This is a genomic window from Photobacterium obscurum, assembly GCF_026191635.1.
Classification (GTDB): Bacteria; Pseudomonadota; Gammaproteobacteria; order Enterobacterales; family Vibrionaceae; genus Photobacterium; species Photobacterium obscurum.
Genome location: NZ_JAKRRW010000007.1, coordinates 19,871 through 33,563 on the forward strand (window position 1 = coordinate 19,871; position 13,693 = coordinate 33,563).

Consider the following 13,693-nt stretch of genomic DNA (forward strand, 5'->3'; position numbering starts at 1 on the left):
ATAAATAACGGATGAATTGAGTATTAATGGCCTTAAGTTTCTCTTGAGGCAAGTCGCTATAAAACAGAATGCGAGTGATAACAGAGTTTTGGAATAGTATTGCACTCTTTGAACTTTCGTTTGTAGATACCGGTATCTTTACCAGTATGCCACCTGCGCTTAAGCCAAGTTGTTCAGGTTGGATTTAGCCTATAAAGGTAATATCAAATGCGTAACCTAAACAGAGGAAGGCATATTGAGTACCATTGTTAGCTTGTTATTTGTATTAGTCAGTGTGTATGCGGCAGTCTGTGTGATTCGTGCATTCACAGTAAAATCAGGTTCTGAGTATTCATCTTCGGTGGGAGTTGAAGGTGTGCTTGTTGAGCCGGGTAGTATGTATTGCCATGCATCCAAACAGGCGAGGCTAATAAATAGTTAATCATTATGGTGCTTTTCTGCTTGAGCATTCGTAAATACCAGCTGTGGTTCGCTAACTCTGGGTAATTGGTTTAGTTTACCTAAGCAACTTGTTATATGTTCTTCATGATAACGAACGAGTGAATTGGTGAACCTTGGCTGGATAATAAAGGCCCCGAGAAGTTGGCTTGGTGATAAATACCAAACTGAATTTTAAAGGCTCAATTTGGTATTTTGAGTTGGATAGTCTATGCAAAATATGCTGTTTGAAGTGCTGTTAGCAATAGCAGCGATAATAATTGCTATCGGGCTGTATTCAGCCGCAGTGATGGCCTAAAAGAAAAGCACCCGAGGGTGCTTTTTTACTTGGAGGTATATTAATTGTCTACTTTTTCTAAAGGTAGGCTGATAGTGACTTCGACCCCTTTGTTATCACGGCGGTTACGCAAATGAATTGTGCCGTTGTGGTATTGGGTGATCAGCCTGGCGATAAACAAACCCAACCCAAGATGAGGCTTGGTTTGCTTGCTCTGGGCCCGTACCGATACCATAGAGTTAAGCAATTGATCTGACATGTCCTGTGGTAATAAAGGCCCGTAGTTGCTGACTGTCAAAACCGCAGAGCGCCCTTTTTGCATCAGGGAAACTTCGATAGCATCCTGGTCCCGGCTGAAATCCTCGGCATTGGCGACGAGCTTATCCAGTAGCTGGGCAAGATAATCTGGCGCACCGTTTATCAATATCTCTGACTTTTCGACTTTTACATCAAATGCTTGGTTGGGGTAAGCCATCTGATAGCCTTGCATGCAGCCCGATACTAGTTCATTGAGTGGAAAACGCTCTTTTTCCGCACCTTGAAGGCTTTGCTCGATACGTGTTGCCTCTGTCATGCTCGACAATATGGTACTTAATCGGTGTACACCGTCCTGAGCCCGAGCAATATAGCGTTGCGAATCTTCATCCTGATTTTGCATCGAGAGGTTTTCAATCGAAGAGCGAACAACAGCAACGGGTGTTCTTAGCTCGTGCGATAAGCGCGAGGAAAGATTTTCCAGATAATGGTTATATTGCCCTAAGCGTCCGACCATCGCGGACAAACTGCGTGAGAGGTCACCAATTTCATCGGTATCCTCTGTTGGGGAAATCGGTTGCTGGATTCGCCCCTGGCTATCAATGGCAAGCTCGGCTTCATCACGAAGACGGCGGATCCGTGAGGATATTTTGGAAGCAAATAAAAAGAGCGTGACGGTACCAATTGCAATAATGGCTAGGATTGCATTGAGCAATTCTTCCAGTGCACGGTTGCGAAGGGTTTGAATTCCCGTGGTTGACTCTTCTGCTACGACGGCACCCATCACGTTATCACCGAGCCAAATTGGATACGCTGCGGCAAGGATCATTGCTTTCCCATCTTCTGACTGACGCCAATGGGAATAACCACGCCCGCTTAGCGCCTGTGACACGTGGACGCCTTTGACTAGTGCGGCATCTTTCAGTGAATCAACAAAATCTGTCGGCTTAGAAATCAGGTAGCGGTAGTAAAGAGGGTGGAGAAATTTTTTCTCGATCTGGCTCCACCATGATTCACTGTTATCGCTATATCGGATCGATGATGACCACACCCCGTTTGATTCCTGGATGTTTCCTGTTTGCGCGAGTACTCGCTGGTGGCGGTCGATAACCCAGATCCGCGTACTGGTATGGCCCATGCCTTTGAGGATTTTTTCGATTTCCGGCGATGGTACTAATACTGTTCCCAGCCGGTTGAGATGAGAGGTATTAGAGGTGCCGATGATAGTATCGATTTCGCGATTCCGGGCATTGTTGATATCGTAGAATGCAAAACCCAGTTTGTTACCTAGAAAGGAAAGCGGGATCCGAAGTTCAATGTTGTAGCCTTGGTCGGTATTACGCCAATAACCTTGAATTTGGTTTTGTTGCGAGAGGCTGCCGGGATCGGCAATGTTGCCGTTAATTTGCCATGCATTGACCCAACCATCTTCATAGGCGGAAACAACGTAGCGTGAAAACTCGCCATCTGGTGAGGTCATGGCAATAATCAAATGATCGTTACGGTCGACACGAATAGAGTCTTTTCGCCGCATGATCGGTGTCTTATCGGACACTTCAAAAGCTGCATACAGGTAGCCATCATATTTACCGACAATATGGCGAAAGCTGATGCTATTGCTGCTATAAGGACGACGGCTGAACTGCACATATTCACGCCCGTAGTGCACCATTTTATCGTCATAATCAATCCAGTCATTGAGCTGGCCGTCTAGCTTGATAGGGTGTTGCAGCTCATAGGCATATAAATCCCGACCTTTCTTCACTGATTCCAGGAAGCTTGCCTGACCACTAAACAGCTTAGGGCGCTCGTTAAGGGCGGTAGCCACAGCGCGTGTCGTGCCTACCAGTGTTTGCTCTTGTCCCTGGCGCAGAAGCTTTTCCATTTCAAGAATATACTTGTAGCCAACCCAGGGCAGGGTGAGTAAAAAGCTGGAGATCAGTATGATTTTGGTTCTTAGACCGAAAGGAAATTTAGGCATGTTATTCATCAACCTCTGCTACGCGCCCCAACGGTATCCCATTCCATACACAGTACTGATACAGTCGAAATTGGCATCACACAGCAAGAATTTCTTGCGGATCCGCTTTACGTGGGACGTGATTGTGCTGTCGTCGACGACGACCTGGGCTTCGTCCATCAAATCATGACGGCTTTTTACATGTCCCGGACGCTTAGCCAAGGCGTAGACCATCCAGAATTCGGTCACTGTTAGCTCGATCAGTTGCTTGTTCCAGAAGATCTGCATTTTGTTCTTGTCTATTGTTAGTGCCCCTCGTTCGATCAGCGTTTCCTGCTCGGTCGGGGTAGCCAGTAAATCACTGCGGCGGAAAAGTGCGGCAATACGTGCCATCAAATGGGGCAGGCTGGTGTCTTTGGTCAGGTAGTCATCAGCACCCATACGCAGACCACAAACGGTATCGAAGTCACTGTCTCTTGCTGTCAGGAAAATAATTGGCACCGTGGGTGATAAAGCGCGTAATGATTGGCATAGCGAAAAGCCACCGTCAATCTCATCTTGAAGGCCGATATCAATGATGGCGAGATCAGGAAGTGCCTGCTCAAATGCAGCTTGTGCATCCGGTCGGTTGTCATATCCCTGCACGTTATAGCCATGCTTTTTTAATACATCGATATAGTTTTCACGAATCGCAGCTTCGTCTTCAACAATGACAATATTTTTCATTTTTTACCTTAGCGATTGTTCTTTATAGCCGTAGGACTATTGATATCTGGTGACTATACAATAAAAAAGTGCCGAAAAAAGCTGATATAGGTGATTGCCATTTTTTTGCCACAATTGATCAGCACATTGCCTTTTTTTATCCCCAAGATTGCCAGATCCAATTGGTTTAATGACCTCATCGAAACGAAAACGAAACGAAATCTAGATTCGGACAACACGTGAAACGAGTTAACGCGAATTTTACCGATGAGGAATAACACAATGAAAAAGCAGCTAATCTCAACACTGATCGCAACAACAATCATGGCTTCTGTAATTGCTCCGGCAGCACAAGCAACTTCAATGCAGCCAGGACTGAATAACGATATCCAAGACTCTTATAAGGCGGGCCAAGACGAGCAATTGATTGGCTTAGGCTCCGGTGCGGCGTTTGGCGCGGTGGTCGGCGGGCCTGCCGGTGCGGTGATTGGGGCGATTGTCGGCGGTATTGTTGGTACAGCCGTCGGGCAGGAAGAATACATTAAAGCACAAGATGAAGAAGTGGTGGAGCTGACAGCAAGAAATACGGAACTTGAGCGTATCAGCCAGCAATATAATCAGGCGCAGATTGAAATTGCCCGTTTACAGCAACAAGCAATTCAGCAAGATATCGACAAGCAAAATCTGGAACAACGTCAGATTGATTTGGCGCTAGAAATGAACGTGCACTTCCGTACTGGGTCAGCATCCATTGAGCCTCATTTTCAAGCACAGCTTGATGAACTTGCCGAACTCATGAAACAGGCTCCAGAAGTAAAATGGGAGCTGGCGGGTTACGCTGACCGTCGCGGTGATAGCCTGAAAAACTTGAACCTGTCTCATGCACGTGTTGAGGCTGTTCGCGAATATTTACAACAACATGGTGTCGATGAAGCGCAGATTGTTGCTTCAGCCTATGGTGATCAGGAACCATTAAAGGCAGAGCAGAACTTTGAGGGGGATTTCTTCGACCGACGCGTCACTTTGCGTAGTAGCCAGGGTCATGTACGTACGGCGAATGCCCAGTAAAGAAGGCGGGTGTCGGTATGAATAAACAGACCAATAATGGAGCACCTGGCTGGGTGCTTCCTCTTCTGATTATGGTGTTGCTTACGATGCAATTATCGGTAAAAGCAGAAGACATTAAAGATCAAAAAATAGATATCTTGCATGGTGAAACACTTCGGGCCTGGAACGAACTAGACGGAGTAGCGAGTAAGGAGTGTCAATAATGTTTATGGATGATCAGCGGTGGTTAACCGTGTTGTTGCGACTTTCTGTGCTCCACTTTAGCCTTGTTTATTGTTAGGAGGGAATCACAGTGATTCCGTTTGAAATTGTCACGCAGGAAGAGAGAACTCGCCGAGAGGCGAGTTCTGTTATGGTCGAAGGAACTAAATAATTGCGCGGAGCCTGTCCTGAACGACTTCTACCAATAAATCTGGCTGGAATTTGGAGATGAATCGATCACAGCCGACTTTTTTCACCATCGCTTCGTTGAAGCTGCCGCTGAGGGAAGTATTCAGAGCAATATGTAGGTCATTCATGCGCGAGTCGTTACGGATTTCATGGGTTAGCTTGTATCCGTCCATCTCGGGCATTTCGGCATCAGTGAACATCATCAGAATTTCATCATTGATATTCTTGCCTTCATCGCACCATTTTTTCAACAGGGTCAGAGCCATTAGGCCGTCACTGGCTTCAATCACCTGAAGTCCTAGCTGTGAAAGGGTATCGCGGATCTGGGCGCGGGCTGTTGATGAATCATCAACAATCAATATTTTGCGGCCATGGAAATGGTTAACAATATTGGTATCGAGGACTTCCTCAGAGATCTGGATATCGTAATCGATAATCTCGGCCAATACTTTTTCGACATCGATAATACTAACAAGCCGATCTACACCATCACGTTGTAGCTTGGTGATGGCTGTCAGATAGTTATTGCGGCCAACTTGGCTTGGTGGTGGCTGAATATCTCGCCATGTCAGGTTTTCAATGTTCATGACTTGACCCACTAAGAAAGCCTGTACCGAGCGGTTGTACTCGGTAATGATCATGTTGCATTCGCCATCGCGTTCAACATGGCGCATACCAATTGCCTGACGGAGATCTATAACGGGAATGGATTGACCACGAATATTCGCCACACCACTTATGTTAGGATGCGAGCCGGGCAGGGTGTTAAGTTTGGGCAGCTTAACAACCTCTTTAACTTTAAATACGTTGATAGCAAATAGCTGTGATGTGTTCAGCTGGAAGATAAGTAGCTCAAGTCGGTTTTCACCAACGAGTTGGGTACGCTGATCAACAGAATCTAAAATATTGGCCATAGTTCGCTCGGCAGGTCACTGAATTATTAAAGTTATCATTAAAGTATATGCTTTTCGGCTAGTCATTGTCACGTCATATATATGCTACGAGCAGGGTGGGAACAGAGAAATTGCGGTAATAATGTGATTATTACCGCTTGTTGTGCTGCTTACTATTTTACTGAAGCTGAGAGAGCTGTCGCGGCGAGTACGTTTTCTACTTTGGTGATAATTTCCTCACAGCCGGAAATATGATGTCTTTTCTCTAAATATCTGGGGTCGTTATAGGATATCCATACCTTTGCCATTGCGTCTTCCCAGATCATTACTTTTTGGGGTAAATCAAGCGCTACACTTTGCTGGCATTTCATCAATGTGCTACCAACGATGGGGTTACCAAATATAATAAGTTCAGTATCCCTGATATTGATCCCTGCTTCCTCGGCAGCTTTGGAGTGCTTTATCTGATTGAAGATCATCATGCCTTTACCTTTTAGCAGGCTAACCATTCGTTGTGTTGTGAGGTCGACGCTGAAATCACTCGGGACATGGATGATTCCGTTGGCTAATTTTTGAGCTGAGATTGAGGGGGTAGCGATGAATAATAATATGGTCGCTAGAATTATCTTCTTCATTATTAATATCCTTATTATTCGTCAAATTCAATAACACCACCAAAGAGGTAGCTGGATACATCTGGAGTTGTATAAATATATTTAAATATAAGTCGAATTAATCGTTCTTGTATGAGTTATCACAACTTTATTTTGTATGAAAAATAATTCTCTAGAGTGCTCTAAATCAAGGAATTTTATACTGATTCTGTTACGTTAAACCGATAACAAATGATGATTCTCTCCCAATCATCCTTGAGTGTTGCACATGGTTTTCCCCTAAGAACAAGAAGTTAGTTGATACCTGCATTCTGAATATAAATCAGATGACTCGTATAACTTATTGCCAAGATGCAGCGCCGAGCAACAGAATGAGGCAATCTATGATAAATGTCACAATAGACGGACAAGTGGTGGCTGTTGATGAGCAGCAGACATTACTAGAAGCCGCGACGCAGTGCCAAATTGAAATCCCATCATTATGTGGGCTGAACAAAGATGGCGAAAAGATACCTTGTGGGTTGTGCGTGGTCGAAATTGACGGCCAGGGTACACAACGCGCATGTGAGATTCAGCCTCAGGAAGGTATGAATGTCACAACCAAGAGCGAAGCTTTGTCGGCAACCCGCCGCAGCGAGCTCAACCGTATCCTTTCTGATCACTATGCAGACTGTGAGGCACCATGCCAGACAGCTTGCCCTGCGGGTGTTGATATACAGTCCTACCTGTATCACATCGCTCAGAATGATCATCAGAAAGCGGTTGAGGTGATTAAGCGTACGCTGCCAATGCCGCTTTCCATTGGCCGGGTATGTCCTGCGTTCTGCGAGACTGAATGCCGTCGTGGCATTGTCGACGAACCACTTGCTATCAGACAGCTAAAACGTCATGCAGCCGATGTCGATTTGGCTGCGCAAGAGCAGTATGTGCCTGAGCAGAAGCCAGCGAAAGGCAAGTCTGTGGCTATTATCGGCAGCGGGCCTGGTGGATTGACGTGCGGTTACTACCTTACCAATGAAGGTTACAACGTCACAGTGTATGAGTCGATGCCACAAGCTGGTGGATGGTTACGTTACGGTATTCCTGAGTACCGACTGCCAAAAGCGATCTTAGACAAAGAAATTGAACTGATGTGCCGTAATGGCATGCAGATTGAAACTGGCAAAGTATTGGGTAAAGACTTTTTATTGTCTGAACTAACCAAAGACTTTGATGCGGTTTGCTTAGCGGTCGGTGCATCTAAAGCGGTAGAAATGAATTACCAGGGGAGCGATCTTGATGGTTGCTACCTGGGTGTCGATTACCTGAAAGATTATGTGACCGAGCAGCAATATACCACGGGCAATAAAGTTGCCGTGATTGGTGGCGGTAATACGGCCATTGACTGTGCCCGTACAGCGGTACGTGATGGCGCTGATACCACATTGATCTATCGCCGTACCCGCGATGAGATGCCAGCAGAAGACTATGAAATCGTCGAAGCCGAGCACGAAGGCGTGAAATTCCACTTTTTGACCAACCCAGTTGAAAACATCGCCGACGAAAATGGACGTGTATCTGAGGTTAAGCTGGAAAAAATGGCACTCGGTGAACCTGATGCTTCCGGCCGTCGACGTCCTGAGCCAACGGGAGAGTATTTCACGGAAGCCTTTGATACTGTGATTGCTGCCGTATCCCAGAAGCCTGATCTGGCCTTCCTTGAAAACGATGAGATTGAATTGCCGGTTACACGCTGGCTGACGCAAGAATCTGATCCAGACACCATGCACTCAGGGCTGGAGAATATCTTTAGTATTGGTGATTTCCGCCGTGGTCCGGCAACGGCGATTGAAGCTGTTGCAGATGGCCGAATTGCCGCTGAGTCAATTGACCGCTTCTTCAACGGCGACATGGAAAACATTCCGGTTAAACAATTCAACTCCCAGAAAGCACCAAAGGTTAAGCAGGTTGATCCTAAGCAGTTTGACGGCATCAAGAAAGCCATGCGTTCGATCATGCCTGAACTGAGTACCGAAGAGCGTGAGCTGAGTTTTGCCGAGGTCGAAACCGGCTTCATGAACGAAGAGGCGATTAGAGAAGCCGAGCGTTGTCTTGAGTGTGGCTGTCAGGCTAATACTGATTGTAAGCTTCGTGATTATGCTACTGAGCATAAGGTGGATAATAAAGAGCTCGATATTGAACACTGTCAGAAATTCAGTGTCGATGATAGCTCTGAGTTTATTGTGTTTGATGCCAACCGTTGTATCAGCTGTGGCCAGTGTGTCGATGCCTGTAATGAACAAGCGGTGCATGGCGCACTAAGCTTTATGAAAAACCCAGATGGCAGCAGTGCCAAGCGACCTGAGTGTCGTCCGGGATTTGATAAAGGCTTTAGCATGGGTGATTCAAACTGTGTGCAGTGTGGCGCTTGTGTACAGGTATGTCCGACAGGGGCACTGGTTGATAGCCGGGATAAATCCCAAGGCCGCATCGAGATGCTGAAACCGGTTGATACTATCTGTACCTACTGTGGTGTGGGTTGTAAGGTCACCATGTTTGTTGATGAGCTCACCAACAAAATCCGTTATGTTCAAGGTGCCAAAGACTCGCCGGTGAACCAAGGTATGCTGTGTGTGAAAGGGCGGTTTGGCTTTGATTTCATTCAGAGTGCCGAGCGTTTGGATACGCCGCTGATTCGCAAAAATGGCCAGTTACAGCCAGCAAGCTGGAACGAAGCCCTTTCTCTGGTTGCGGATAAACTCGGCGGGATCAAGGCGCAGTTTGGCGGTAATGCACTGGCTGGTTTCTCCTCCGCGAAAACCACCAACGAAGATAACTACGCCTTCCAGAAATTTATTCGTCGTGAACTGGGTACCAATAATGTCGATCACTGTGCACGACTGTGTCATGCCTCGACAGTGACAGGCCTTGAAGCTTCTCTTGGTAGCGGTGCGATGACCAATGATATCCCGAGTATCAAACACTCTGATGTGGTGTTTATTATTGGTTCAGATACCACGTCTGCCCACCCAATTATTGCATCACATATCAAGCAGGCGATTCGCAATGGTACGGCCCGACTGATTGTTGCTGATCCTAAGCGGATTGATATAGCTGATCACGCTCAGCTTTATGTTGCCCATCGTCCGGGCACGGATGTGATGCTAATGAACGGCATCATGCAGCAGATCATCAAGCATGGCTGGCATGATGAGCGTTATATCGCTGAACGTGTGGAAGGCTTCGAAGAGCTGAAAGCCGAGGTGATGCGCGATGAGTATGCGCCGGATAAAATTGAATTGATCACCGGTGTTCGCGCTAGCGACGTTGTTAAGATGGCTGAGATGATCGGTACCGCCGAGCGTACAGCAGTGTACTACTCGATGGGTATTACTCAGCATACAACAGGGCATGATAACGTACGCTCGATTGCCAACCTGCAATTGCTGTGTGGCAATATTGGTATTGAAGGGGGCGGTATTAACCCGCTGCGTGGTCAGTCGAATGTACAGGGTGCCTGTGATATGGGAGCCTTGCCTAATAATCTGCCAGGGTACCAGAAGGTATACAACCCTGCGGTACACAGCAAGTTTGCCAAAGCATGGAATAAACCGGATTTATCGGCTGAATCAGGACTGACCCTGACGGAAATTATCGATGCTGCCTGCCATCAGGAGGTACGCGGATTGTATGTCATGGGTGAGAACCCGGTTCTGAGTGATCCTAATCAGGCCCATGTTATCGAGGCGCTAGAAAAGCTCGACTTCCTTGTTGTTCAGGATATTTTCCTAACCGAAACTGCGCAATATGCAGATGTTGTATTGCCATCGTGCTCTTTTGCCGAGAAGTCAGGTCACTTCACGAATACCGAGCGCCGCGTTCAGCGTATTTCTCCAGCGATAAACCCTCCGGGTGAAGCGAAAGAAGATTGGTGGATCATCCAGAGCATTGCCAATGCGATGGGAAGTGATTGGGCATATCAGTCTGTGCAGGACATTACAGAAGAGATCTGTGAGTTGACGCCGCAGTATGCTGGTATTCACTGGGATCGTGTCGGTCGCGACGGTATCCAGTGGCCTTGTAAAGATGAACACCATGCTGGTACCCGTATTATGCACCAACAGGAGTTTATCCGAGGCAAAGGTGAAATGGTTGCAATACCGTTCCGTTATGCGGCTGAATTGCCTGATGAAGAGTACCCGCTGATCCTGACAACGGGTCGACTGCTTGAGCAGTTCCATACCGGTACGATGACACGTAAAACGAAGGGACTAGATAACCTTGCCGGACCGCGCGCGATGATTTCTGTTATGGATGCTGAGCGCTTGGGTATTGGTAATGGTGAGATGCTGAGAGTTTCAACCCGAAGGGGCAGCATCGAGACGCCTGCGTTTGTGACAAAGCGCATGCAACCAGGGGTCGTGTTTGTTCCTTTCCACTTTGCTGAGTCACCGGCAAACCGTTTGACGATTACAGCAACGGATCCCCATGCCAAGATCCCGGAGTTTAAGGTGGCAGCCGTGAAAGTGGAGAAGGTTGAAGAAGCAGTTATAGCATAACGGCGCATTCATTTCATTCACATAAAGACACCCGGCTTAGTCCGGGTGTTTTTGTATCTAAGGGGGAGAGCATGATCATGGTTTGGTATTAAAAAACAGGTATAAACCAAGTAAGAGTTTTTAGACTGTTATCAGCAATAAGCAAATCTTAATTTCCATATTTAACAAATCAAACCTGCCTGTCCATGACAATAAATCCTGCCTTTTTTCATGGTTATCTTATTTTCTTAGCTGGTTTTCTTATAAAACTCACTTTGTAAACATTTCTTACAATTTATACACTTTGTTTCGGTTATGTGGTGTTTTCGCTATTTTGTTAGTGTTTTCAATGGTTTGCCATGTTTCGAAATGTAAGATTATGAGGGTTGCTGAGTCTGTCTGCGTTTTGTGCATAGTGCGTTAGTATGAATATCATACCAAACATGGGAAAATGAACCTGTCAACAATGATTCGTTTTGAAAGTTTGTTTTTCTCTTTTTCGCGCTAAAGGAGTGTATATGAAGTTCGGTCTGATCTTTCTATTGTCAACTATAGGCGGTGCGCTTTCTGGCGAACATTTTCATTCATTTATGGCCGGGTTTGGTATTGCATCAGTTGCTGTTGGCACAGGTTACTGGCTGGCTTTCCGGTGTTCGACTCGTTACCCGCAGATGGCATTATTGTTACTGTTGATGGGAATGATGGCTAAAATGGCTGTCACTATTACCGGTGTTATGTGGGGTATTGAAGCAAATGTGATCAATTCGCCAATAACTTTTGCCTTATCATATTTGTTCTTCTCTATTGTTGTTACTTACCTTTATTCAAAATTACGTGAATTTCAGATGGCTAGAGCTTCTGTTGCAGACAAAGCAAGGAAGTTAGAGTTAGAAACAGCCTAATCGAAACATTGAAAAAAAAGCGAGCTAAAGGCTCGCTTTTTTAGTCTCTGATATTTTTGGCAATGTATGAAATTGGTATAAGCCGGGTAAGTGATAAGGCATTATAAAAAAGCCAAACACCTAACGTATTGTAAATAAAGCTTCTGTAGGTGTTTTAGTCAAAATTAAAGAGTCAACTTTGTTTGAAATATAACGCGACATTTTAATTTGCCGCACTATAACCAATTGAATTAAAAGATATTTATATTTGCTTTACGCCCATTTGGTACACAGTATGAACTTCGTTATTGCTTGTGAGTAGAGTAATGTTAGCTTTATAGCCGGCTCCGATTTTTCCATAGCAATGATCAATATTAAGCGCTTTGGCCGGATAAAGGCTCGCCATTCTAAATGCTTCTTCACGGCTGATACCAACGTGGTAAATCAGGTTTCTAACACCTTCAATCATCGTGATAGCCGCACCAGCAATAGTGCCGTCTTCATAATGGCATTTTCCGTCCGTAACATAGCCTTTAATGCCTGCCATATCATATTCGGTTAAATCAGTACCTGCTGGTGTTACGGCATCTGTCACCATAAATAGCTTCTCCCCCAATAGTTGTTGGGCAATCCTTACTGAAGCATAAGACGAGTGTATCCCATCGACGATAATGCCGGCATGAGGTTTTTTATCAAAGACGTAACCAACAGTGCCTGGTTCACGTGATCCCAGCGGTGTCATGGCGTTGTATAGGTGAGTAGCCATTGTGATGCCTTGCTTTGCGTTAAGTTCATCATAACTGGCATTGGTGTGGCCGAGAGAAACGGTAATTCCGGCTTGGGTTAGAATATCGATGACTGACTGAGCGGTATTTTCAGGGGCTAGGGTGATTACCCTGATTTTATCGGCATGATCTGCCAAGTAGTAGGCGGTGACTTCGTCTAGGTGTCGAATGTGTATAGGATCATGAGCCCCTTTTTTTTCTTTACTAATAAAAGGGCCTTCAAGGTGCAGGCCGAGAATACCTTCCGCCTCTTTGTTCTCTATATCACCGACCATGTCTATTACCTTACGCATCGAGTCATTGCCGCTGGTGATAAAGGTAGGTAGGTATTGCGTTGTACCGTTCTGCAGGTTTGTTTGGTTCATTATATCCAGGGTTTTCTTCTGGATGTCTGTATTAAGCAAGACCCCGCCACAGCCATTTAATTGAATATCTATGAAGCCTGCAGTGGCCGTTAATCCATTGCCGTTAAAGGTTTTTTCTGGCAGGGAAGCTTCAGCCATTGGTACAACTGAATGAATAGTATCGCCTTCGACGAAAATTGCTTGGTTGTTAAGTATGTGCTGGCCATCGAACACATCTATATTGGTAATCGCAAACATAGGCATCTCTGATCAATTGCTCTGTATAATATTAGAAGCCTGTGTCATCGCCACATACTCCCAACCAAAATAAGCCGCTTATAATTACTTATTTTTCGAATAAAATTAAGATAACGGATTGTGGGGATTGGAGTCAACAACTCAGCGTCATTTTTTACACAATTATTGCTCTACTTACAGCATACCTTCTCTAAGAGATTCGAGAGTATGGTCACTTCAGGGGCTGATGACAGCGGCGTTACGCATGGGGGCCTTTCGAGCGCACATTTCTGGCGCATTGGTTCTGGTTAGGGCACAATACGCGCCTT

General features: G+C 45.7%; 10 protein-coding genes. 5 read left to right on the forward strand and 5 right to left on the reverse strand.

All coding sequences use genetic code 11. The annotated features are described in order from the left end of the window. Positions 1-235: 235 nt before the first annotated feature. Positions 236-421 (forward strand): hypothetical protein, encoded by a 186-nt coding sequence (locus tag MD588_RS10750; protein WP_265697214.1) that lies wholly within the window; start codon positions 236-238, stop codon positions 419-421. A gap of 355 nt (positions 422-776) precedes the next feature. On the opposite strand, the gene pdsS is transcribed toward MD588_RS10750, so the two are convergent. Then, positions 777-2,951 carry a proteobacterial dedicated sortase system histidine kinase gene (pdsS, locus tag MD588_RS10755; RefSeq protein WP_265697216.1) on the reverse strand — a complete coding sequence of 725 codons (2,175 nt, stop codon included), beginning with the start codon at positions 2,949-2,951 and terminating at the stop codon, positions 777-779. An 18-nt stretch (positions 2,952-2,969) separates the two neighbouring features. Beyond that, a complete protein-coding gene (gene pdsR / locus MD588_RS10760) occupies positions 2,970-3,656 on the reverse strand; it encodes a proteobacterial dedicated sortase system response regulator (RefSeq protein ID WP_265697218.1) in 687 nt (228 codons plus the stop codon). A gap of 261 nt (positions 3,657-3,917) precedes the next feature. Between pdsR and pdsO the strand changes: the two genes are divergently transcribed. Together pdsO and MD588_RS10770 are read left to right on the forward strand one after the other, a co-directional pair. Continuing rightward, on the forward strand, positions 3,918-4,703 hold the full coding sequence (pdsO, locus tag MD588_RS10765; protein WP_265697220.1) for a sortase-associated OmpA-like protein PdsO: 786 nt from the start codon (positions 3,918-3,920) through the stop codon (positions 4,701-4,703). Positions 4,704-4,720: 17 nt separating this feature from the next. Next, entirely contained in the window at positions 4,721-4,906 is a 186-nt protein-coding gene (locus MD588_RS10770) for a hypothetical protein (protein WP_265697222.1), read from the forward strand. A 162-nt stretch (positions 4,907-5,068) separates the two neighbouring features. Here the strand turns inward: MD588_RS10770 and MD588_RS10775 are convergent, their stop codons facing one another. Both MD588_RS10775 and MD588_RS10780 read right to left on the reverse strand, forming a co-directional pair. Beyond that, positions 5,069-6,007, reverse strand: a complete 939-nt coding sequence (locus tag MD588_RS10775; RefSeq protein ID WP_265697223.1) for a chemotaxis protein CheV — start codon at positions 6,005-6,007, stop codon at positions 5,069-5,071. Positions 6,008-6,159: 152 nt separating this feature from the next. Further along, positions 6,160-6,621 (reverse strand): DUF302 domain-containing protein, encoded by a 462-nt coding sequence (locus tag MD588_RS10780; RefSeq protein WP_265697224.1) that lies wholly within the window; start codon positions 6,619-6,621, stop codon positions 6,160-6,162. Positions 6,622-6,983: 362 nt separating this feature from the next. Here MD588_RS10780 and fdhF point away from each other — a divergent pair, with 362 nt between their 5' ends. After that, a complete protein-coding gene (fdhF, locus tag MD588_RS10785) occupies positions 6,984-11,138 on the forward strand; it encodes a formate dehydrogenase subunit alpha (RefSeq protein WP_265697225.1) in 4,155 nt (1,384 codons plus the stop codon). A gap of 497 nt (positions 11,139-11,635) precedes the next feature. Next, complete coding sequence (locus MD588_RS10790) at positions 11,636-12,019, forward strand: NADH:ubiquinone oxidoreductase (protein ID WP_265697226.1); 384 nt, start codon at positions 11,636-11,638, stop codon at positions 12,017-12,019. A 241-nt stretch (positions 12,020-12,260) separates the two neighbouring features. Here the strand turns inward: MD588_RS10790 and nagA are convergent, their stop codons facing one another. After that, on the reverse strand, positions 12,261-13,385 hold the full coding sequence (gene nagA, locus MD588_RS10795; protein WP_265697227.1) for an N-acetylglucosamine-6-phosphate deacetylase: 1,125 nt from the start codon (positions 13,383-13,385) through the stop codon (positions 12,261-12,263). Positions 13,386-13,693: the final 308 nt, after the last annotated feature.